The organism is Mycobacterium sp. pR1184, from assembly GCF_041287235.1.
Lineage (GTDB): Bacteria > Actinomycetota > Actinomycetes > Mycobacteriales > Mycobacteriaceae > Mycobacterium.
In genome coordinates, this window is the sequence record NZ_JBGGKR010000002.1 from 266,999 (window position 1) to 286,958 (window position 19,960).

General features: G+C 65.1%; 23 protein-coding genes and 1 tRNA gene. 8 read left to right on the forward strand and 16 right to left on the reverse strand.

The genetic code is table 11. From position 1 onward, the window contains the following. Positions 1-38 precede the first annotated feature (38 nt). From ACAG21_RS04445 to ACAG21_RS04455, 3 genes are all read right to left on the reverse strand, one after another. Positions 39-488 (reverse strand): hypothetical protein, encoded by a 450-nt coding sequence (locus ACAG21_RS04445; protein ID WP_370494783.1) that lies wholly within the window; start codon positions 486-488, stop codon positions 39-41. 134 nt (positions 489-622) lie between these two features. Continuing rightward, positions 623-937, reverse strand: coding sequence for a hypothetical protein (locus tag ACAG21_RS04450; protein WP_370494784.1), 315 nt, complete (start codon positions 935-937; stop codon positions 623-625). 156 nt (positions 938-1,093) lie between these two features. Next, positions 1,094-1,810: an SDR family NAD(P)-dependent oxidoreductase gene (locus tag ACAG21_RS04455; RefSeq protein WP_370494785.1), complete on the reverse strand. Its 717-nt coding sequence runs from the start codon at positions 1,808-1,810 to the stop codon at positions 1,094-1,096. A 196-nt stretch (positions 1,811-2,006) separates the two neighbouring features. Between ACAG21_RS04455 and ACAG21_RS04460 the strand changes: the two genes are divergently transcribed. Then, positions 2,007-2,798 carry a DUF732 domain-containing protein gene (locus ACAG21_RS04460; RefSeq protein ID WP_370494786.1) on the forward strand — a complete coding sequence of 264 codons (792 nt, stop codon included), beginning with the start codon at positions 2,007-2,009 and terminating at the stop codon, positions 2,796-2,798. A 19-nt stretch (positions 2,799-2,817) separates the two neighbouring features. Here the strand turns inward: ACAG21_RS04460 and ACAG21_RS04465 are convergent. Both ACAG21_RS04465 and ACAG21_RS04470 read right to left on the reverse strand, forming a co-directional pair. Then, a tRNA-Thr gene (locus ACAG21_RS04465) sits at positions 2,818-2,889 on the reverse strand. Positions 2,890-2,918: 29 nt separating this feature from the next. Continuing rightward, the gene (locus ACAG21_RS04470; protein ID WP_370494787.1) at positions 2,919-3,644 is read right to left on the reverse strand and encodes a hypothetical protein; all 726 of its coding nucleotides are present in this window, start codon (positions 3,642-3,644) and stop codon (positions 2,919-2,921) included. 158 nt (positions 3,645-3,802) lie between these two features. On the opposite strand from ACAG21_RS04470, the gene phoP reads away from it, so the two are divergent. Continuing rightward, positions 3,803-4,522, forward strand: coding sequence for a two-component system response regulator PhoP (gene phoP, locus ACAG21_RS04475; protein WP_370494788.1), 720 nt, complete (start codon positions 3,803-3,805; stop codon positions 4,520-4,522). 35 nt (positions 4,523-4,557) lie between these two features. After that, the gene (locus ACAG21_RS04480) at positions 4,558-6,009 is read left to right on the forward strand and encodes a sensor histidine kinase (protein ID WP_370494789.1); all 1,452 of its coding nucleotides are present in this window, start codon (positions 4,558-4,560) and stop codon (positions 6,007-6,009) included. On the opposite strand, the gene ACAG21_RS04485 is transcribed toward ACAG21_RS04480, so the two are convergent. Together ACAG21_RS04485 and ACAG21_RS04490 are read right to left on the reverse strand one after the other, a co-directional pair. After that, entirely contained in the window at positions 6,006-6,416 is a 411-nt protein-coding gene (locus ACAG21_RS04485; protein WP_370494790.1) for an HIT family protein, read from the reverse strand. The genes ACAG21_RS04480 and ACAG21_RS04485 overlap by 4 nt on opposite strands. Positions 6,417-6,469: 53 nt before the next feature. Then, the gene (locus ACAG21_RS04490) at positions 6,470-6,664 is read right to left on the reverse strand and encodes a DUF417 family protein (RefSeq protein WP_370494791.1); all 195 of its coding nucleotides are present in this window, start codon (positions 6,662-6,664) and stop codon (positions 6,470-6,472) included. Positions 6,665-6,737: 73 nt separating this feature from the next. Here ACAG21_RS04490 and ACAG21_RS04495 point away from each other — a divergent pair, with 73 nt between their 5' ends. Next, positions 6,738-7,394 carry a dihydrofolate reductase family protein gene (locus ACAG21_RS04495; RefSeq protein WP_370494792.1) on the forward strand — a complete coding sequence of 219 codons (657 nt, stop codon included), beginning with the start codon at positions 6,738-6,740 and terminating at the stop codon, positions 7,392-7,394. Between the two features lie 171 nt (positions 7,395-7,565). On the opposite strand, the gene ACAG21_RS04500 is transcribed toward ACAG21_RS04495, so the two are convergent. From ACAG21_RS04500 to ACAG21_RS04540, 9 genes are all read right to left on the reverse strand, one after another. Continuing rightward, positions 7,566-7,982: a ketosteroid isomerase family protein gene (locus ACAG21_RS04500; protein ID WP_370494793.1), complete on the reverse strand. Its 417-nt coding sequence runs from the start codon at positions 7,980-7,982 to the stop codon at positions 7,566-7,568. 17 nt (positions 7,983-7,999) lie between these two features. Further along, the gene (locus ACAG21_RS04505; RefSeq protein ID WP_370494794.1) at positions 8,000-10,054 is read right to left on the reverse strand and encodes an FAD-dependent oxidoreductase; all 2,055 of its coding nucleotides are present in this window, start codon (positions 10,052-10,054) and stop codon (positions 8,000-8,002) included. 15 nt (positions 10,055-10,069) lie between these two features. After that, complete coding sequence (locus ACAG21_RS04510) at positions 10,070-11,197, reverse strand: NDMA-dependent alcohol dehydrogenase (RefSeq protein WP_370494795.1); 1,128 nt, start codon at positions 11,195-11,197, stop codon at positions 10,070-10,072. Between the two features lie 154 nt (positions 11,198-11,351). Next, positions 11,352-11,906, reverse strand: coding sequence for a nuclear transport factor 2 family protein (locus ACAG21_RS04515; RefSeq protein ID WP_370494796.1), 555 nt, complete (start codon positions 11,904-11,906; stop codon positions 11,352-11,354). 3 nt (positions 11,907-11,909) lie between these two features. Continuing rightward, a complete protein-coding gene (locus ACAG21_RS04520; RefSeq protein ID WP_370494797.1) occupies positions 11,910-12,116 on the reverse strand; it encodes a ferredoxin in 207 nt (68 codons plus the stop codon). 9 nt (positions 12,117-12,125) lie between these two features. Further along, positions 12,126-13,478, reverse strand: coding sequence for a cytochrome P450 (locus ACAG21_RS04525; RefSeq protein WP_370494798.1), 1,353 nt, complete (start codon positions 13,476-13,478; stop codon positions 12,126-12,128). Next, positions 13,475-14,299: an SDR family oxidoreductase gene (locus tag ACAG21_RS04530; RefSeq protein WP_370494799.1), complete on the reverse strand. Its 825-nt coding sequence runs from the start codon at positions 14,297-14,299 to the stop codon at positions 13,475-13,477. The genes ACAG21_RS04525 and ACAG21_RS04530 overlap by 4 nt, the downstream gene beginning before the upstream one ends. After that, positions 14,299-15,522 carry a cytochrome P450 gene (locus tag ACAG21_RS04535; RefSeq protein WP_370494800.1) on the reverse strand — a complete coding sequence of 408 codons (1,224 nt, stop codon included), beginning with the start codon at positions 15,520-15,522 and terminating at the stop codon, positions 14,299-14,301. Before ACAG21_RS04535 ends, ACAG21_RS04530 begins: the two co-directional genes overlap by 1 nt. Continuing rightward, positions 15,523-16,158: a TetR family transcriptional regulator gene (locus tag ACAG21_RS04540; protein ID WP_370494801.1), complete on the reverse strand. Its 636-nt coding sequence runs from the start codon at positions 16,156-16,158 to the stop codon at positions 15,523-15,525. 224 nt (positions 16,159-16,382) lie between these two features. Here ACAG21_RS04540 and ACAG21_RS04545 point away from each other — a divergent pair, with 224 nt between their 5' ends. From ACAG21_RS04545 to ACAG21_RS04560, 4 genes are read left to right on the forward strand one after another with little or no spacing between them, the layout of a single operon-like run. Then, the gene (locus ACAG21_RS04545) at positions 16,383-17,849 is read left to right on the forward strand and encodes an aldehyde dehydrogenase (RefSeq protein ID WP_370494802.1); all 1,467 of its coding nucleotides are present in this window, start codon (positions 16,383-16,385) and stop codon (positions 17,847-17,849) included. A gap of 19 nt (positions 17,850-17,868) precedes the next feature. Next, positions 17,869-18,618, forward strand: coding sequence for an SDR family oxidoreductase (locus ACAG21_RS04550; RefSeq protein ID WP_342929029.1), 750 nt, complete (start codon positions 17,869-17,871; stop codon positions 18,616-18,618). A 48-nt stretch (positions 18,619-18,666) separates the two neighbouring features. Further along, on the forward strand, positions 18,667-19,524 hold the full coding sequence (locus tag ACAG21_RS04555; RefSeq protein ID WP_370494803.1) for an NAD(P)-dependent oxidoreductase: 858 nt from the start codon (positions 18,667-18,669) through the stop codon (positions 19,522-19,524). Then, positions 19,525-19,953 (forward strand): carboxymuconolactone decarboxylase family protein, encoded by a 429-nt coding sequence (locus ACAG21_RS04560; protein ID WP_370494804.1) that lies wholly within the window; start codon positions 19,525-19,527, stop codon positions 19,951-19,953. It abuts the gene before it with no gap. Positions 19,954-19,960: the final 7 nt, after the last annotated feature.

Consider the following 19,960-nt stretch of genomic DNA (forward strand, 5'->3'; position numbering starts at 1 on the left):
ATAATCCGACTGTGACGCTTTGCTCACTAGTCGCTAACCTATTGCCCGACAATCACATCCATTGGCGGGCCATCACCGTGCCCAACATTGCGATGGGCCAGGCTGGTCACCAGTGCCTTGTCGCCTTGGACCGTTCCGACAATGTCCACAGCATCGTTCACCGTGAAATGCGAAGCGACAGTGAGCGGCTTTCTACCGTTGTCGGTAATGAGGGTGGTATCCGGGGTGAGCAAATAGGTCTTGGTGTATCCGCTGGCGCTTCGGGCGGTTATCGAGTCCTCCGACACCGCGATCAGGACTCCCTCCTGACTGACCGGAACCGACGCCGCCGGTGTCGCCGCGGTCACATGGGCAGGTGCCGTTGGCTTTTCGGTGTCGACAGTCAGTGCGGCAAAACTCAGCGCGCCCAAAAGGGAAATGGGAGCAACTCCACCCACGAGAAATCGGCGTCGTCTGCCCGGTCCTGTCAGTCGGTGCTTGGCGCCCACGATCAATCCTTCTTTCCGCGGTGCGGCGCCAACGGTCATCGGCTCCGACCCAGTCAGATTCGTTGAATGGGAGTTACCCGACGCGCCTTGCGGGTAAACCCTGCGGCGCCTCGTCGTGCGGCCCCTGAACTAGATCAGCTCGCGTTGAGCGTCGGACAATCCTCGTAACGAGCCGCATCGATGTATGCGTCGGCGCGTTCGGCCGCCTCGTCGCTATCCACCCCGGTCAGGTCGTAATTGTTCGCCTTTTCCGCGGTGCTGACGATCTGGCGCCGTGACCACCCCTGCGCCAAGGCGGCGCATATCGTCTTTTCCGTCTGATTTCTATGGTTCGGCCAGTCGGGCAAGAAGGTCACCGGATCGGCGCTTGCCGTGGCGATCGTGCCAGGCAGCGCGCCCATTGAAACGAGCGGAATCAGCAGCGACATTCCGTACAGCAACTTCTTCATGGCCGCCGACCGTACGCGCGTTAACCGAGAGTTTACTGTGGTGTCACTGTGTGGACTCCCATTTTCCCGGGTGGCTGAACCTCGTCCCGTCGGGAATCGCAGCACCAATTGCCCGGCATTCACGTCGATCGATTGCCGCACTGGGCCTTTGAAGGGCTAGGCTCCGGCGAGCAGGGCTGCGTATTGATTCTCGAGCACCTTGGCCGGGCCCATGCGCCACATTCCCGCCAAGGATTGCGAGAGGGCGTCGGGAAAGATCTCGTCTTCGTCGTTTTCCAATCCGTCGAAGATGCCCTGTGCTACCGATTGCGTTGAGGCTTTGGGAATTTCGAGTCCTCGAGTCATGTCGGTATCCACCGGGCCGGTGAGTACGGCATGCACCCGGATACCTTGTGGAGCCAAGGTGAAGCGCAGCGATTGCGTCATCGAGAACGCCGCGGCCTTGGACACCGAGTACGCCGGGATGATCGGCAACGGCGCCAGGGCATTGAGCGAAAGGTTGTTGACGATCGAGCCGCCGTGGCGCGCCAGCAGAGGCAGGTACGCGTTGATTACCGCGTAGGTGCCGAAAAGGTTGACGGCCAAGTGTTGTTCGAGTGCGGATCGATCACTTAGGTCGTCGTACCGCGCCACACCGGCGTTATTGATCAGGATGTCGACGGCATCCACCTGCCTGGCCGACTGTTGGATCTGCGCCGGTTCGGTGATGTCCAGCGCCAATGGTGTGACACGAGAGCCGTAGTTGGCCAACGGCTTTCGAGATCCGACATACACCCGACTGGCGCCCCTGTTCAGGGCTTCGTCGACGAGGGCGCGTCCGATACCGCGGTTGCCCCCGGTAATCAGCACCGCTTTGTCCGAGATGGTGACCATGATCGCAAGCTCCTTCGTTGCTGGTGGCAGTGAGCGGGCACCCACCGGCGTCGGTGGTCGATCCATCGGTCGGCAGATGTCCGTATGTGATCCGATACCTGAACCCGTGACGATTCATCGGTTGCCTGGTCACCGTGGTGCGCACGGTGCCGGCCTGGACTTGTCACAACGTCGTGACGGTCGCAAACTGGTTGATATGCGCGACCGCGAGACCATCGAGTCGGAATTACGGCGGATCGCTGCGCGGGGCGCCCAGCCCTCATCCCGAGAGGCCGACGAGCTCCTCGACGAGCTGCTGGCCCATAGCGCCGGGATTCCGTACCCCGGTCCGGTTGCGGCGGGGGAGTTCGACTACGTCCCGGACGCCTGGATGCGCGAGACCCCTCGCGAGCCGAAGACCGAGAAGGCCACACCGCGCCGACGCAAGGGCGCGCTGCGCCGCTTCGGCCTTGTCGCGGCGCTGCCGCTATCTCTGATAGCCCTTGTCGCCGCGGTGGTGGTAACGCTCGCGTTGCGGCACCACGATTCATCGGCGCAGTCGGCGCAACCGCAACCGACGGAAGGTTCGCCGTCGGCCGCGCCGCCCCAGCCGCTCGTACCCAGAGCGCCGGGGCCGCGGACTGACGTCGTCGACATGGCTTTCATCGAAGCTTTGAAGCGCGAAGGCGTACCGGTTCCCAGCCAGGAGTATGTGGTGGCCCAAGGACACGCGGTCTGCGATTTCCTGGCGCGCCAACGCAATTTCTCGGATGCGGTCGGATTCGTGCAGAAATCTTCGATATGGGACGCCAACCAAAGCACCGACGTCACCGCGGGCGCCATCGTCTCCTACTGCCCGCAGTCCCGGCCGTCGATGGCGGACGAGATGCAGCCGGCCTACCAGAACACTCTCTCGGATCTGCAGGCCATCGAGGGAAAACTGCAGGGCATCCAAGACGATCTGCACGGCATTCAGGGTGGTCTGGATAACCTCCCGGGTCACCCGTAAACCGGGTCACCCAGCGCGGAGCCCCCTGTCAGGATTGAACTGACGACCTTTCGCTTACAAGGCGAGTGCTCTACCACTGAGCTAAGGAGGCCGGGGTAAATCGGCTGCCAGCTTAGCCGTTCAGGCGTCGCCCTCGATGATCCGCTGCGACGGCACCGGCCGTGACACCGTGCGCCGCCCGGGGCGCCGGCCCGGCAGCGGAATTCGCTCGGCGATGTTGCTCAGCGGGTTGACGACCATGGTGAGCGCGTTGACGGCGTCCTGCAGCGTGGCGATGGCCGGCTCGAGCGCCTCCATCCCAGGCGTCAATCGGGCCAGAGTGTCGGCGACATCGGCAAGCTGATCCAGCGGACCGTGTTTGGCGGTCAGCTTGTCGATCAGGCCGCCTTCGGACAACAGGCGGTCCGCCAGCCCATCTTCGGACAGCACCCGCTCGATCAGCCCCTCCTCGGCCAGCAGCTGATCGGCCAGACCGCCCGGCTGCAGCGCCCGATGCAGGCCGCCGCCCTCCGCGGTCAGCCGATCGACCAGCCCGCCCTCCGACATCAGCAGGTCGACCACGCCGCCCGGGCGCAGTAACCGGTCGAGCGGTCCGTCGACCGCCATCGCGCGTCCCAGCGGCGCGTCGTCGTCCATCATTCTGGCCAGCCGATTGGCACGGTTGATCGCGTCGTCGAGCCCCAGCATCGAGGTCACCGCGTTGGTGCGGGTTTGTCCGCTCTCGCCGAGTGATCGCTTCGCCACCCCGACGGCCGCGGTGGCCAAGTTCAGGCTCGCTTCGGCGGCCGCGAGGCCGACCCGGGCGGGCGCGGTCGCGGCGGACACCATGCTCTTGGCGAGATCCATGGTTTGAGTCTAGGCACGACGCGCCGGTAAAAACCGGGTACCAGTCCAAGCTGATGCGATGATTCCTGGCAGACTACTAGCAGAAGCTTGTCACCGAGCTCACAGGAATCACACAATAATTACGAAGGCAACGTTCAACTTAGGACGGAACAACCCAGATGACAGCGGCACCCCAAGGCGACACCAAACCGGAAGCGCGCATCCTCGTCGTTGACGACGAGGTCAATATCGTCGAGCTGCTCTCAGTGAGTCTCAAGTTCCAGGGGTTCGAGGTTTCCACCGCGACCAACGGAGCCCAGGCCCTGGACCGCGCGCGTGAAGCGCGTCCCGACGCAGTGATCCTCGACGTGATGATGCCCGGCATGGACGGCTTTGGTGTGCTGCGCCGGCTGCGGGCCGACGGCATCGATGCCCCGGCGTTGTTCCTGACGGCGCGTGACTCCCTGCAGGACAAGATCGCGGGTCTGACGCTCGGCGGCGACGACTACGTCACCAAGCCGTTCAGTTTGGAGGAGGTCGTTGCCCGGCTGCGGGTCATCTTGCGGCGCGCCGGCAAGGGTGGCGCCGAAACACGCAATGCCCGACTGACTTTCGCCGACATCGAGCTCGACGAAGAAACCCACGAAGTGTGGAAGGCCGGCGAACCGGTGTCGTTGTCGCCCACCGAATTCACGCTGCTGCGTTACTTCGTGATCAATGCGGGCACGGTGCTGAGCAAGCCGAAAATCCTTGACCACGTTTGGCGTTACGACTTCGGTGGCGACGTCAATGTCGTCGAGTCCTATGTGTCGTATCTGCGCCGAAAGATCGATACTGGGGAGAAGCGGCTGCTGCACACCCTGCGCGGGGTGGGCTACGTTCTTCGGGAGCCGCGCTGAGTACGCGCTCAGCCATTCGCGGAAAGTAGTCATTGGTGGCGAAGAAGACGGAAACGGCCACCCGGGTTCGCCGGGGACTGCCCCTGCGCGTGGGTCTGGTCGCGGCAACCCTGGTGTTGGTGGCGTGCGGGCTGGCGGCCTCGGGCGTCATGGTCACGTCGATCCTGCGGCACAGTCTGGTCAGCCGCATCGACGCGACGCTGCTCGAGGCCTCGCGCGGCTGGGCGCTGGCCCCGCGGCGACAACTGACGGCGTCCTCCTACGAAGGCCCGGACCCGGGCCGGCCCCCGTCGAAGTACTACGTGCGCGGCGTCGGCACCGACGGCAAACCGTTTACGGCCATCAATGACCGCAACGCCGAACCGGCCTTGCCGCCCGACAACGACGTGGGCCCCAGTCCCACGACGCTGCCGTCGGTCAACGGCTCCGATATTCAGTGGCGAGCGGTGTCGGTACACGGGCCGCACGGCTTGACGACCGTCGCGATCGACCTGTCCGACGTCCAGCAAACCGTGCGGTCGCTGGTGTGGCTGCAGTTCGGCATCGGGGTCGCGGTGCTGGTGGTGGTCGGCATCGCCGGATTCGCGGTGGTGCACCGCAGCCTGCGTCCGCTGCTCGAGGTCGAACAAACCGCCGCCGCGATCGCCGCAGGCCAACTGGATCGTCGTGTCCCCGCACGTGATCCCCGCACCGAAGTGGGCCGACTTTCGTTGGCGCTCAACGGAATGCTCACCCAGATTCAGCAAGCGGTGGCTTCCTCGGTGTCCTCGGCCGAGACGGCACGCGGCTCGGAGGATCGGATGCGACGGTTCATCACCGACGCCAGTCACGAACTGCGAACCCCGCTCACCACGATTCGCGGATTCGCCGAACTGTATCGGCAGGGCGCGGCCCGCGATGTGTCGATGTTGTTGTCGCGCATCGAAAGTGAAGCAAGCCGGATGGGCCTACTGGTCGACGACCTGTTGCTGCTGGCGCGCCTGGACGTACAGCGACCGCTGGAACACCATCGCGTCGACCTGCTGGCGCTGGCCAGTGACGCCGTACATGACGCGCGGGCGATCGACCCCAAGCGCACGGTTTCGATGGAAGTTCTCGACGGCCCCGGGACCCCCGAGGTGCTCGGCGACGAAGCCCGGATCCGCCAGGTGCTGAGCAACCTCGTCGCCAACGCCCTACAACACACCCCGACAAGTGCCGATGTCATTGTGCGGGTCGGAACCCACGGCGACGATGCCGTGATCGAGGTGGCCGATCGGGGGCCCGGCATGAGCCAGCAGGACGCGTCGCGGGTCTTCGAGCGGTTCTACCGCACCGACTCGTCGCGTGCCCGGGCCAGCGGCGGTACCGGGCTTGGGCTGTCCATCGTCGACTCGCTGGTCCATGCGCACGGCGGCAAGGTCACCGTCCAAACGGCGCCCGGCGAGGGGTGTTGCTTCCGCGTCACCCTGCCGCGCGTCAGCGACGTCCCGGCCCAGGTTGGCTAGGCCGGACCCAACTGCTCGAGCGCCGCTTTGATCCTGGCCTGCGCCTGATCGAGCGACTCCGGCGACGGATTGCGGTCGACGTTGGCGAAGCCGAAATCGCTGAGGCTGCGGGTGGGGAAGACGTGAACGTGCAGGTGCGGCACCTCCAGGCCGGCGATGATCAGCCCGGCCCGCTCGGCCCGAAACGCCTTGCACACGGCCTTGCCGATCAGCTGGCTGACCGACATGACGCGCGCGAACGCGCCCTGTTCGACGCTCTGCCACTGATCGATCTCGGCTCGCGGCACCACCAGCGTGTGCCCCTGGGTCATCGGCTCGATCGTCAGGAATGCGACGACGTCGTCGTCCTCATACACAAATCGGCCCGGTAGTTCACGGTTGATGATCTTGGTGAAGATCGACGCCATGGCCCCAGCATAGGTATGCGGGTGTCACCGTCTGGGCGAGCCCCCTGGCGGGACTACCCGGTCGACACCATGGCGTCGCGGGTTGCCAGTGCATCGGCCGGCGTCCACACCGCGAGGCCGAGCAGCGCCACGTCTTCGAGGAATCCGCCGTCCGCCGACAGCAGGGGGAAGCCTGCGGCGGCGGCCTCGAAGATGCCTGGCGTGGTGGACAAGAAGCTGATGGTGGCGATGAAGAGGCCGATTGCCATCAGGCTGGCGATCGGCCGATGAGTTTGGTGGCCTCGACAGTCAGTCTCTCAAAGACCATAAGGAGGCCCCGCCATGTCACAGGTACGCGTGCACAACTTTTCGGTTTCCCTCGACGGCTTCGGCACGGGCATCGGACAAAGCCCGGATGCACCGTTCGGGCACGCCGGCGGCCGGTTGCACGACTGGTTTTTCGGTACGCGCACGTTCCGCGCAATGCACGGCGAACCGGGTGGCACGACGGGCATCGACGACGCTTTTGCCCGCGCGTGGCTGCCCGGCATCGGCGCCGAAATCATGGGGCGCCGCAAGTTCGGACCGCAGCTCGGCCCATGGGACAGCCAAGAGGGCGGCGACGAATGGAACGGCTGGTGGGGCGCCGACCCGCCGTTCCATACGCCGGTATTCGTGCTTACCCACCACCCTCGGCCCCCGATGGAGATGGATGGCGGCACCACATTCCACTTCATCGACGCCGACCCCGCGCAATCCCTCGAGATCGCCCGAAAAGCCGCCGGAGAACTCGACATTCGCATCGGAGGGGGACCGTCGACCGTCCGCCAATTCCTCGCCGCGGATCTCGTCGACCAGATGCACGTCGTGGTGGTGCCCATCTTGTTGGGGCGTGGGGAGCCGTTGTGGCAGGGGCTTGAGGGCCTCGAGCAGCGGTTCGCGGTGGAGTCGGTGACTAGCCCCAGCGGCGTCACGCATCTGAGCTTTACACGTCGCTAGGCACGCCGTCACGAAGCCCAATGGTTAGCGCAGCGTCGGCGATTTCGTTCTGCGGAGCCGGAATCACCGTACGCAACTCACGGGAGGAGACCCTCTGTGCGATTTCCCGCGGCATTGCTGGCCGCTCCCGCGGTCGCGATGGCCCCAGCATAGGTGGGCCGATTCGACGGCTTACTCTTGGCCGAATTCCATCACGTCGAGGTTCCAGTAGCCGCGCATGTTGGTGATCAGCCCCGCGTCGTTGACCTTGTAGGTGAAGACGCCGCGCACCTTGCTGGTCATGCCGCCCTCAAACTTGCTCTGCAGCACCAGAATATGAGCGATCTCGTTGGGATCACTCGACGGGAACGTCTCCTCGCAGGTGATGGTCAGCTGGTTCTGCGCGATGTTGTTGTCGAAGAACTCGCCGACGGCGGCTTTGCCGCGCACACCGGTGCCGTCGGGGTTGGTGACCGACTTGCCGATCGGGTCCTCGATGACCACATCATCGGTCATCAGCGCCAGCCAGCCGTCCCGGTCTTTGCCTTGCGCGCAGCGCCACGACGACTGCGACGCGGTCAGTGCCGGGGATTGGGTGGTTTGGGTCATCGCTATCTCTCCTGTCGTTAGATCGCACACGCGGCGCGTGCGCCCTCTTCGGTTGCCTTACGAATAAGCCCCAGACCGCTGCAATCGCCGGCGGCATGCACCTGGGCCCCGGGCAGGGCGGCCTTGACGGTGTCGAACAGTGCGGTGTCGGGCTCGACGGATCCGGCGATCACGACGCTGTCGGCGGGCAGTTCGCGGGTGGCCCCACCGACAGGGGTAAACATCACGCCCCGGGTGGTGATGCGCTCGACGGCCGCGCGGATGTGCACGGTGACGCCGAGCCGATCGAGCCGGTCCATGTGTTCGGTCTTGCGCTTGTTGCCCACTTCCGGCGCGATGTCCTTGCCGGACTCGAGGATCGACACCAGCCGGCCCCGGCTCGCCAGGAACTCGGCGAGTTCCAGGGCGACCAGGTCGCCGCCGATGATCACGACCCGTCGGCCGACCGGCATCCAGGCGCGGGTGGCAACCCGGACGGCTTCCGGGCGCACCAGCCGTTGCCGCCAGCCCCCCAGCAGCGAGGCGCCCAGCCGTTGCCAGGCCGGATCGGAGGCCTCGGCGTGGCCGCCGAGCAACTGACGCAAACCCGGCCCGGTGTGGACGTGCGGCAGATCGGCCCCCGGAATCGCCGGCACCGCGACGTGTCCGCCGGTGGCCACCACCACGGCATCAGGCCCGAGCGCGAGAACGTCGTCGGCCGAAACTGCATGGCCCAGATGCACTTTGGTGGTGCTGAGCTTGATCTCGTCGCGCAGATACCGCAGGAACGGCTGGTTCTCGGGATGCAGTACGCAGGCCCAGCGCAGCGCGCCGCCGAGCTGGCCGGCGCGCTCGAAGAGCGTGACGCGGTGGCCGCGCCCAGCGGCCACGCGGGCGGCCTCCAGGCCGGCCGGCCCGCCGCCGATCACCACGACGCGCTTGCCGCGACCGGCGCGTGGCGCGGATAGTTCGCGTTCCTTGCCGGTGCGGGGGTTGACGGCGCAGTCGACGGAGAAGCGCTGTTCCATTGCGTCGATGCAGTTTTCGCACGAGATGCACTTGCGGACGCGGTGCGATTGACCGGTCTGCAGTTTGCGGGGCAGATCCGGGTCGGCCAGCAGCGGACGCCCCATCGCTATGAAGTCCGCGCGTCCGTCGGCGAGGATCTGCTCGGCCCGGTTGGGGTCATGGATCCGGCCGACGGCGATCACCGGCACATCGACCACCTGTTTGACGGCCGCGGCCGCGCCGACGTTGAGCGCGTCGCCGTCGTCGGCGGCGTTGACCATGCCCGTGACGAGCCGGTCGATCACCCCACCGCTGACATGGAAGGCGTTGACACCCGCGGCGACGAGTTCGGGTGCCATTCGGGCGGTTTCGTAGATCGCCCGCCCCCCGGCGACCCGCTCATAGCCGGAGATGCGCAGCGTGATGGGCAGCGCGTCACCCACCTCGGACCGAATGGCGGCCAGCGCCTCCAGCACCACCCGCAGCCGGCCCCGGGTGGAGTCACCCCGATAGTCATCGGTACGCCGATTACGTTGTGGGGCAAGGAAAGAGCCCAACAGCATGTACCCGTGTGCCGCGTGCAGTTCGATACCGTCGTAGCCGGCCTCGGCGGCGCGGCGCACCGCCGCCTTGAACAGGTCGAAGACTTCGCAGAGTTGTCGCTTGCTGATCTCGCTGGACGGGCGGCCGGTGAGATACGACGGGATCACCGACGGTCCCAACGATTCGACGCCGAAGATCTCCGGTCCCAGTCCGTCGGGGCCGGCATGCACGATCTGCGGCTGGATCTTGGCGCCGTGTTCGTGCACGACCTCCACCAGCGCCCGATGGGCGCCGACCGCTTCGTCGGTGCCCAGATGCAGGCCACCGGGCGTCTCGGGGTGGTGATGGTCAATCCCGGTCGCACCCAAGGTGATCAACCCGGCCCCGCCGCGGGCACGCGCGGCGAAATAGTCGCGGGTGCGCGCCGACGGTAGGCCGTCGCCGGTGCCGTACATCGTCTCCATGGGAGACATGACTAGCCGGTTGCGCACCGTCATGGCGCCGATTCGCCCCGGCGCCAAGAGGTGCGGAAAGCTGGTCACCCAGGACCGGTCGGGTTACCGGTCGGCGTCGGTGTACCGGATGACGCCGCGAATGTTCTTGCCGTCCAGCATGTCCTGGTAGCCCTCGTTGATCTGCTCGAGGCGGTACTGGGTGGTGACCATATCGTCCAGGTTGAGCTTGCCGGCCTTGTACATCGACAGCAGCTGCGGGATGTCGTACTGCGGGTTGCCGCCACCGAAGATGGTGCCCTGCAGGTTCTTCTGCATCAGCGTCAGCATCGCCAGATTGATGTTGACGTTGGTGTCCAGCAGGCTGCCGATCGCGGTCAGCACGCAGGTCCCGCCCTTCTGGGTGATGTTCAGGTAATTGTCGATGTCGGCACCGTGCAGCTCGCCGACGGTGACAACCACCTTGTGGGCCATCAGGCCGTAGGTGACCTCGGCGATGCCCATCAGAGCGGCGTTGATGTCGGGGTAGACATGCGTCGCGCCGAACTTGAGTGCCTGGTCGCGCTTCCACTCCACCGGGTCGATCGCGAAGATGTAGCGGGCACCGGCGTTGACCGCACCCTGCAGCGCGGCCATGCCGACTCCGCCGACGCCCACGATCGCGACGTCCTGGCCCGGCCGGATGTCGGCGGTGCGGACCGCGGAACCGTAGCCGGTGGTCACACCGCAGCCAACCAGGGCGGCCACCTCGAACGGCACCGACGGGTCGATCTTCACCACCGAGGCGCGGTGCACCACCATGTACGGCGAGAAGGTGCCCAGCAGCGTCATCGGGAAGACGTTCTGGCCGCGGGCCTGGATGCGGAAGGTGCCGTCGCTGACCGCCTCACCGCCGAGCAGGCCGGCGCCCAGGTCGCACAGGTTGCGCATGCCGGACTGGCAGGTCGGGCACTGCCCACAGGACGGGATGAACGACAGCACCACATGGTCGCCCGGCTCGATGTCCTCCACGCCGGGGCCGACCTCGGTGACGATGCCCGCACCCTCGTGGCCGCCGAGAACCGGGAAGCCCGCCATCGGGATGCCACCGGTAACTAGATGGTGATCCGAATGGCACATCCCGGCCGCTTCCATCTGGATCTTGACCTCGTGCGCTTTCGGGTCGCCGATCTCAATTTCCTCGATGGACCACGGCTGGTTGAATTCCCAGATCAGCGCGCCTTTTGTCTTCATGAAGGACCTCCACTAACGTGCCCTGACCCGAATGCCGGTGAAAGGGGCCGGCCGGGGCCGGACGGCAATTTAGAACGTGTTCTCATTCGCTGACCATTATGACGTGCATCACCGGCCTGTAAACAACTGGGGGTCCAACCAACCGGTCGGGAGGTCACCAGATGGGAACAGGAGCCTGGCCGAGCGGGTAGTAACCGGGCAGCTTCTCGCCGGCGATGCTGCGCTCGATGCGCTTCTGCATCCCTTCGCTCAGGTCGCCGGACTCGATCAGCTTGCCGAACATGTACGCGACGTGACCGAAGTCGAAGAAGTCACGCTGCCACTCGATAAGCCCTTCGGCGTTCAGGCGGAACCAGCTGCCACCGATGCCGTAGATCTCGTCCCGGGTGCCGTCGGCCTTGTTCACGATCTGCTTCCAGAAGCCGACGATCTCACCCTGCTTCTCATCGATGAGCACCTTCTGGTACTCGTAGACCCAGTTCTCCAGGCCCTCCATCTCGAGGCCGAGTGCGACATCGCGGATCTCGTCGACACCCACGCACATCACGTCTTCCTTCGGGCCGATGTTCCAGCCGTAGGTCGCGTCCTTGGCGTAGAAGTCGGCCAACGGCTTCCAGTCACCGGCCTTTTCGCAGTCCTTATTGGTCTGCAGCCACCGCTGGACCCATGCCTCGAGGTCCGCGCGCGAGTGTGACGCTTGAGATGTCATGGATCAGTCTTCCTTTTCCTCGATGAATAGGGCTTGTGTTGGACACATGTCGACCGCGCGCTGGACTTCATCGCGGGCGTCTTCGGGCGGTTCTGAGTCGAGGATCTCGACCTTGCCCCGCCTGGGCACCTGGAAGTAATCCGGTGCCTCCAGCTCGCACATGGCGTGGCCCTGACACAAGTCCAGGTCGACTCCGATACGAAATGCCATCGCAGGCTCCTAGGCGGTGCGCTTGCGGTAGCGGGCCTTGGCCGGCCGGGCCAGCTGGACGACCATCTTGGAGTGGTCGTTGTGGTAGCTGTCAGCCGGCTGCGCCATCTCAAACTCATACTCGCGCAACAAGACCGAGAAGATCGCCTTGATCTGCATCTGGGCGAATGCGGCGCCCACGCAGCGGTGCCGCCCGGCGCCGAACGGGATCCAGGTCCACCGGTTGACGATGTCGGCCTGCTCTGGCTTGTTGTAGCGGTCCGGCTTGAACGCGTCCGGATCGGGGAAGTCCTCGGGAATGCGGTTGCTGATCGCGGGGGACGCGGCGACGAAGTCGCCCTTGTGGATCGGGAAACCTTCGACCTCGAACTCGCCTTGAGCCACCCGCATCAGAATGATCAGCGGAGGGTGCAGCCGCAGTGTCTCCTTGACCACATTGTCCAGCTTCGGAATCGACCGCAGCGCATGGAAACTCACCTCCTGGCCGTCGGCGTACAGCTCGTCGAGTTCGGTCAGCACCTCTGCGTACACGTCGGGATGGCGGATGAGCTCGATCAGGGTCCACGCCGAGGTCCCCGAGCTGGTGTGGTGCCCGGCGAACATCAGCGAGATGAACATGCCGGTGACCTCGTCGGCCGAGAAGCGCGGGTTGCCCTCTTCGTCCTTAATGGACACCAGGACGTCGAGCATGTCGCGGTCGCTTTTGTCCTTGGGTGGGTTCGCGATCCGCTGATCCATGATTTCCTGTACCAGTGCAACGAGTTTCACCCGTGCCTCGTCGCGCAGCTTGAAGCTCTCGATCGGCAGGTACGGGTCGACGTAGCACAGCGGATCGGTGCCGCGCTCCAATTGGTGGTAGTACTCGGCGAAGCGGTGGTCGAGCTGTTCGCGGAACTTCAGCCCGATCAGGCAGGCCGTCGAGGTGTAGATGGTCAGCTCGGCGAAGAAGTCGAGCAGCTCGATTTCACCTTCGTCGCCCCAATCGGCGATCATCTTCTTGACTTCGCCCTCGATGGTGGCGGCGTGCCCCTTCATCTGCTCGCCGCGCAGCGCGGAGTTGTGCAGCATCTCCTTGCGCCGCTCCGGGCTGGCGTCGAACACCACGCCCTTGCCGAAGATCGGCGTCATGAACGGGTAAGCCTCGGCCTGGTCGAGATCCTCGTCGGCGGACCGGAAGAAGAACTCGTTGGCGTTCGCGCCGGAAAGCAGGATCACGTGCTTGTCGACCAGCTGGAACCAACCGACGTCGCCGCACTCCTCGCGGACGCGCTTCATCAAACCGATTGGGTCGGTGCGGAATTCCTCAAGATGGCCGTGCTCTTCTTCGCCGCCGGAAACCCGGGGCACGATAGCGGTGGTCATGACGGCATCCCCTCTTCACCCAGGGCGAGCTTCTGTCGGTCTTTGTTGTCGGCCAGCGGGGCTTCGGGCTGAAGCTCCATGTTTGCGATGAATCCACCACGCGGTGTCTCGGCGACGAACGTGATGGCTCGTCCGAGGTCTGCTGCGCGCAGGAAGTAGTCGTGGCGGGCCTGGCCCCACTTAGCCCAGTCCTCCAGTGCGGGACCAATTTTGTCGGCCGGGAGACTCCAGCCCATCGACGTCTTGGTCGGGCCCGGGTGCACGATCGAGGCCCGCACACCGGTGCCCTCCAGCTCCATCTGGAAATTGGTGACCATGGCGACGAGTGCGGCCTTGGCCGCGCCGTAGGCGCCCATGTGCGGTCGCTGGCGCAGTGCGACATCGGAACCCACGAAGATCAAGTCGCCGCGCTGTCGTTCGAGCATGCCCGGCAGCACGGCCGAGGCCAACCGGAAGGCGCCGACCAGGTGGATCTGCAGCTGCGATTCGAATTCGTCGCCTGCGATCTCGGCGAGCTTGCCGAAGTAGGTGTCACCCGCGCCGGCGACCAGTACCTCGATGTCACCCAGCGCGTCGATCGACTGTGCGACAAAGGTTTTCACCGAGTTCGGGTCGGTGACATCGAGGTGGAATCCGACCGCCTCGCCGCCATCGGCATTGATCTTGCCGACGATATCGTCGAGCTTCTCAACCCGGCGGGCGCCGAGGGCGACCGGGAAGCCGTGGGCGGCGAGTTCGATCGCGGTGGCCTCTCCGATACCGGAGGAGGCGCCGGCGACGATCACCGGCCGACGATCGGGCAGGGGGGCAAAGCGAGGCATCAGCGGGTCTCCACGGTGATGGGTAGGTGAGCGAATCCGCGGACATTGCTGGAGTGGACGCGGACGGCGTTGGCCTCGTCGACTTGATATCCGCGGATTCGCTTGAATAACTCGGTGAGCGCTACGCGTGCCTCCATCCGGGCCAGGTGGGCTCCCAGACAGAAGTGCGCCCCGCTACCGAAACTCATTAACTTGGAGCCGATTTCACGTCCGATCAGGTAATCGTCCGGGTTGTCGAACACCCGCTCGTCGCGATGGGCGGAACCGGGCAGCAGCAGAACCACGTCCCCATCGGGAATCGTGGTGTCGTAGAGGGTGAGCTCGCCGGCCACGGTGCGGGCGAGGATCTGGCTGGACGTGTCGTAGCGCAGAGTCTCCTCGACCCACGGCGTCACCAGTTCGGCATCGTCGTAGACTCGCGCCAGCTGGTCGGGATTCTTGTGTCCCCAAAACGCGGCGTTGGCAAGCAATTTAGTGGTGGTTTCGTTTCCGGCGATCACCATCAGGAACATGAAGCCCAGTACTTCGTCGTCGGTCAGCCGGTCGCCGTCGATCTCTGCTTCCAGCAACGCGGTGGTCAGATCGTCGGTCGGCTTGGTGCGCCGCTCGGCGACCATCTGCTGGTAATACACGATCAGGTTGATCGACGCCTCGACCGCCTCCGGCGGCACGTCGGTGACGCCCTCGTCGCGGTGCATCACGCCGTCGGCCCAGGCCCGGACCTGCACGCGGTCGGCCTCGGGTACGCCCATCAGCTCGGAGATCACATCCATCGGCAGCTTGCCCGCGAATTCGTCGACGAAATCGACTGTGGCGCCACCGGATGCGGCCGCCTCGAGCATCGTGTCGAGGTGCTTGACCGCGATTTCGGTGACCCGCGGTTCGAGCTCGCGAATGCGGCGCGGGGTGAACCCCTTCGACACCAGGGTGCGCAGCCGCAGGTGGGCCGGATCGTCCATCGCGAGGAAGCTCATCGTCTTGCTGGCATGCGGTCCACGCGAGGCGGGGTCCAACGAGACGCCGTACTTGTTGGAAAGCGTTGTGCTGTTGCGGAATCCCTGCAGCACATCCTGATGCCGCGACAGTGCCCAGAACTTCAGTTCCTCGTTGCGATACAGCGGCGCTTCGTCGCGCAGGCGTTTGTAGTACGGATATGGATCCTCGTGGAAGTCGTAGTCGTAAGGATCGAGGACCAGTTCGTGGTCTCCAATGTGGACGGTCATTTACGTTGTTGTCTCCTGGCTCGTCTCCCCGGCGCCGGGCAGGATCAGGCTGACGACATAGGCCAACCGGTCGGCGATCTGGTGATAGGTGAACTGGCCACTGGCGGCTTGTACCAGTGCGCCGAAGAATGTCATCTCCAGCGCGGACACCGTGCTGGCGTCGGCGCCGGGTCCGATGGCCGTCGCAATGCGACGGTGGATCTCCGCACCGATGCGGTCGCGCGCGGCACCCACCGCGGGATCGGCGCTTCCGCCGAGCAGCGCGATCGTGCACGCGGCGCCGACCTCGGGTTCGTCGGCGACCACCAACGCCAGATGACGCAACACCTTATCCACCCGAACCGGCATGGGGTCGTTGACATCGGTGAAGAACGGGACCTGTTGCACCAGGTCCAGATACACCTCCGCGATCAAGTGGTTTTTCGACGAGAAATAGGTGTAAGCGGTGGCGGGGGCCACTCTGGCCCGGGCCGCGACGGCACGCACCGTCAGGTCGGCGTACGACTTCTCGCGCAGGGTTTCGATGCCGGCGGCAAGCACCTTGCGGAAGGTCTCCTCTTGGCGGCGATTGCGCGGCGCCTGACCGGTTGGTTGCTCGGTCTGGGCTGTGACCGTAACCAGGGCATCGCTGGACACATGTCCAAGCTATCGGACAGAACGGATGCGAAGCAAGCCCGTCGGCTAAAAATGCTGGTTAATAAGCAGTTATGTCGTGGTAGACCCGCGTTTTGGAGATCGGCTCTTGCACCGCTGATGGCCCGACAGCTATGGTGCCTTGGGGCATTATCAGACAACTGTCCATTCGAATGGGCGTGTCGAATCGGCCCCTTGGATTTGCCACGCATAGACGGGAGCGAGAGATGGCCTTGTTGGCCGACGGCGTGAGTGAACTCTTCATCGACGGCAAGATGTCGCCCGGCGGTGCCGGTACCTTTCCGACGATCAATCCGGCGACGGAGGAAGTGCTGGGAGTCGCCGCGGACGCCAACGCCGACGACATGAGCCGCGCGATCGATGCCGCGCGGCGCGCCTTCGACGAGACGGATTGGTCGCGCAATACCGAACTGCGCGTGCGGTGTGTACGCCAGCTGCGCGAGGCGATGCAGCAGCATCTTGAAGAGCTGCGCGACATGACCATCGCCGAGGTCGGCGCGCCGCGCATGCTCACCGCGATCGCTCAGCTCGAAGTCCCGGTCAACGACCTGGCGTTCGCGGCCGATACCGCCGAATCCTACGACTACAACCAGGATCTCGGTGAGGCCAAGCCGATGGGTATCCCCACCCGGCGCACCATCGCCCGTGAGGCAGTCGGGGTCGTGGGTGCCATCACGCCGTGGAACTTTCCGCACCAGATCAACCTTGCCAAGATCGGGCCAGCCCTGGCGGCCGGCAATACCGTCGTCCTGAAGCCGGCTCCGGACACTCCTTGGTGTGCCGCCGTGCTGGGCGAGCTGATCGCCGAGCACACCGACTTTCCTGCGGGTGTGATCAACATCGTCACCTCCAGCGACCACGGTGTGGGCGCGATGTTGTCCAAAGACCCTCGGGTGGACATGGTTTCGTTCACCGGCTCGACCGCGACCGGCCGCGCCGTGATGGCCGATGGCGCTGCGACGATCAAGAGGGTTTTCCTCGAACTGGGCGGCAAGTCGGCGTTCATCGTCCTTGACGACGCCGACCTCGCCGGAGCCGTGGGGGTGGCGGGCTTCTCGGTGTGCATGCACGCCGGCCAGGGCTGTGCGATCACCACTCGTTTGGTGGTGCCGCGGGCCAAGTACGACGAAGCCGTCTCCATCGCGGCCGCGACGATGGGCGGTATCAAGGCCGGCGATCCCACTGACCCCGGAACCATCTGCGGCCCCGTGATTTCCGCGCGCCAGCGGGATCGGATCCAGGGCTACCTCGACTCGGCAATCGCCGAGGGCGGGACGTTCGCCTGCGGAGGCGGCCGCCCGGCCGACCGCGAGGTGGGTTTCTTCATCGAGCCCACCCTGATCGCCGGTCTGGGCAACGACGCACGCGTCGCACGCGAGGAGATCTTCGGACCGGTCCTGACGGTGATCGCGCACGACGGTGACGACGACGCCGTGCGAATCGCCAACGACTCGGCATACGGGTTGTCCGGCACCGTGTTCGGTGCCGACCCGGAGCGGGCTGCCCGGGTCGCCGCGCGGGTGCGCGCCGGAACCATCAATGTCAATGGCGGCGTGTGGTATTCGGCCGATGCACCGTTCGGCGGGTACAAGCAATCCGGTAACGGCCGCGAGATGGGTCTGGCCGGGTTCGAAGAGTACTTGGAAACCAAGACGATCGCGACAGCGGTTTAACCAGAGGAGCTTGCAGCACATGAGATTCGAGAACAAGGTCGCCATCGTCACCGGATCGGGCGGTGGCATCGGCCAGGCCTATGTCGAGGCGCTGGCCCGCGAGGGAGCGGCCGTGGTCGTCGCGGATATCAACGTGGCGGGTGCCGAGAAGGTGGCCGACGGGATCAAGGGTGAAGGCGGTACCGCGCTGGCCCTGCCCGTCGATGTGTCGGATCCGGCGTCGGCCAAGGAGATGGCCGACCGCACGCTGGCCGAGTTCGGCGGCATCGACTACCTGGTGAACAACGCGGCGATCTTCGGCGGCATGAAGCTCGACTTCCTGATTACCGTCGACCCCGAGTACTACAAGAAGTTCATGAGCGTGAACCTCGACGGTGCGCTGTGGTGCACCCGCGCGGTCTACAAGAAGATGGCCAAACGTGGCGGCGGAGCGATCATCAACCAGTCGTCCACCGCAGCCTGGCTGTACTCGAACTTCTACGGGTTGGCCAAGGTCGGCATCAACGGACTCACCCAGCAGCTGGCCACCGAACTCGGGGGCCAGAACATTCGGATCAACGCCATCGCGCCGGGTCCGATCGACACCGAGGCTAACCGGTCCACCACGCCGCAGGAGATGGTTGCCGACATCATCAAGGGAATTCCCTTGTCGCGCATGGGACAGCCGGAAGATCTCGTCGGCATGTGCCTGTTCCTGCTGTCGGATGAGGCGTCCTGGATCACCGGGCAGATCTTCAACGTCGACGGCGGACAGATCTTCCGCTCATGACACGCGCCGACGACGATGCAGAGCGCAGCGATGCGCAGGAGCGGCGCCATGACTGAAGACCTCACGCTCGGGTACATCGGGTTGGGCAATATGGGCGCCCCGATGGCCACGAAGATGACCGAATGGCCGGGCGGGGTGACGGTTTACGACATTCGCACCGAGGCGATGACGCCACTGGTCGAGAAGGGTGCCGGCATCGCCGACAGCGTCGCCGACATCGCGGCCGCCGACATCATCCACATCACCGTGCTCAACGACGCCCAGGTGCGTGAGGTCGTCGCGGAGTTGGCCGCACATGCCAAGCCGGGTACCGTCATTGCGATCCATTCGACGATCAGCGACACCACCGCGGTCGAGCTGGCGGCCGAACTCAAACCGCAGGGCATCCATGTCGTCGACGCGCCCGTCAGCGGTGGGGCGGCCGCCGCGGCGGAAGGCAAGCTCGCCACGATGGTGGGCGCCGATCGCGAGGTATACGAAAGGATCAAACCGGCATTCAAGCACTGGGCGGCGATGGTCATCCATGCTGGCGAGCCGGGTGCGGGCACCCGAATGAAGCTGGCGCGCAACATGTTGACGTTCACCTCGTACGTCGCGGCCTGCGAGGCGATGAAACTCGCCGAGGCGGCGGGGCTAAATCTGCAGGCGCTGGGCCGGGTGGTCCGCCACACCGATGCGCTCACCGGCGGGCCGGGAGCGATCATGGTGCGCGAAGACATGAAAGACCTTGAGCCGGGCAACTTCCTGTACGAGGCTTTCCTGCACACCCGCGGGCTCGGCGAGAAGGACCTGAGCCTCGCGTTGGCCCTCGGAGAATCCGTATCCGTTGACCTACCGCTGGCCCAGTTGGCGTATGAGGGGCTGGCCGCCGGCCTCGGGGTGCCGCACACAGAGAAAGAGACGTAAATGGACGAGCTGCGCCGCAAGGGCCTCGAAAAAATGAACGAGGTCTACGGGTGGGAGATGCCCAATATCGAGGGAGACGCTTACTTCGATCTGACCGTCGACCATCTGTTCGGTGACATCTGGAACCGGCCCGGCCTGTCGATGCGAGACAAGCGCATCATGACGTTGACGGCGGTGACCGCGGTTGGCAGCCGCGACCTGGCGGAGATCCAGATCAACGCGGCACTGCTCAACGGCGAACTCACCGAGGACGAGCTCAAGGAGATGGCCGTTTTCCTCACCCACTACCTCGGCTTTCCGCTGGGTTCCGCGTTCAACGGCGCGGTCTCAGCCGTCGTCGCGAAGCGCAAGAAGGCCGCCGCCAAGGGGGCCGGCGAGGACAAGAAGGCCAACGTCGATGCCGCGCTGAAGATGCACTCAGGCGACTGACCCGCTA

Bases quoted from the DNA above. Each gene is read 5' to 3' on its own strand.
- ACAG21_RS04450 (WP_370494784.1), bottom strand. From the start codon at position 937: ATGAAGAAGTTGCTGTACGGAATGTCGCTGCTGATTCCGCTCGTTTCA.
- ACAG21_RS04530 (WP_370494799.1), bottom strand. From the start codon at position 14,299: ATGCCTCGCTTTGCCCCCCTGCCCGATCGTCGGCCGGTGATCGTCGCC.
- ACAG21_RS04485 (WP_370494790.1), bottom strand. From the start codon at position 6,416: ATGGCGTCGATCTTCACCAAGATCATCAACCGTGAACTACCGGGCCGA.
- ACAG21_RS04460 (WP_370494786.1), top strand. From the start codon at position 2,007: ATGCGCGACCGCGAGACCATCGAGTCGGAATTACGGCGGATCGCTGCG.
- ACAG21_RS04515 (WP_370494796.1), bottom strand. From the start codon at position 11,906: ATGACATCTCAAGCGTCACACTCGCGCGCGGACCTCGAGGCATGGGTC.
- ACAG21_RS04555 (WP_370494803.1), top strand. From the start codon at position 18,667: ATGACTGAAGACCTCACGCTCGGGTACATCGGGTTGGGCAATATGGGC.
- ACAG21_RS04490 (WP_370494791.1), bottom strand. From the start codon at position 6,664: ATGGCAATCGGCCTCTTCATCGCCACCATCAGCTTCTTGTCCACCACG.
- ACAG21_RS04535 (WP_370494800.1), bottom strand. From the start codon at position 15,522: ATGACCGTCCACATTGGAGACCACGAACTGGTCCTCGATCCTTACGAC.
- ACAG21_RS04510 (WP_370494795.1), bottom strand. From the start codon at position 11,197: ATGAAGACAAAAGGCGCGCTGATCTGGGAATTCAACCAGCCGTGGTCC.
- ACAG21_RS04470 (WP_370494787.1), bottom strand. From the start codon at position 3,644: ATGGATCTCGCCAAGAGCATGGTGTCCGCCGCGACCGCGCCCGCCCGG.
- ACAG21_RS04455 (WP_370494785.1), bottom strand. From the start codon at position 1,810: ATGGTCACCATCTCGGACAAAGCGGTGCTGATTACCGGGGGCAACCGC.
- phoP (WP_370494788.1), top strand. From the start codon at position 3,803: ATGACAGCGGCACCCCAAGGCGACACCAAACCGGAAGCGCGCATCCTC.
- ACAG21_RS04560 (WP_370494804.1), top strand. From the start codon at position 19,525: ATGGACGAGCTGCGCCGCAAGGGCCTCGAAAAAATGAACGAGGTCTAC.
- ACAG21_RS04550 (WP_342929029.1), top strand. From the start codon at position 17,869: ATGAGATTCGAGAACAAGGTCGCCATCGTCACCGGATCGGGCGGTGGC.
- ACAG21_RS04525 (WP_370494798.1), bottom strand. From the start codon at position 13,478: ATGACCACCGCTATCGTGCCCCGGGTTTCCGGCGGCGAAGAAGAGCAC.
- ACAG21_RS04495 (WP_370494792.1), top strand. From the start codon at position 6,738: ATGTCACAGGTACGCGTGCACAACTTTTCGGTTTCCCTCGACGGCTTC.
- ACAG21_RS04545 (WP_370494802.1), top strand. From the start codon at position 16,383: ATGGCCTTGTTGGCCGACGGCGTGAGTGAACTCTTCATCGACGGCAAG.
- ACAG21_RS04520 (WP_370494797.1), bottom strand. From the start codon at position 12,116: ATGGCATTTCGTATCGGAGTCGACCTGGACTTGTGTCAGGGCCACGCC.
- ACAG21_RS04500 (WP_370494793.1), bottom strand. From the start codon at position 7,982: ATGACCCAAACCACCCAATCCCCGGCACTGACCGCGTCGCAGTCGTCG.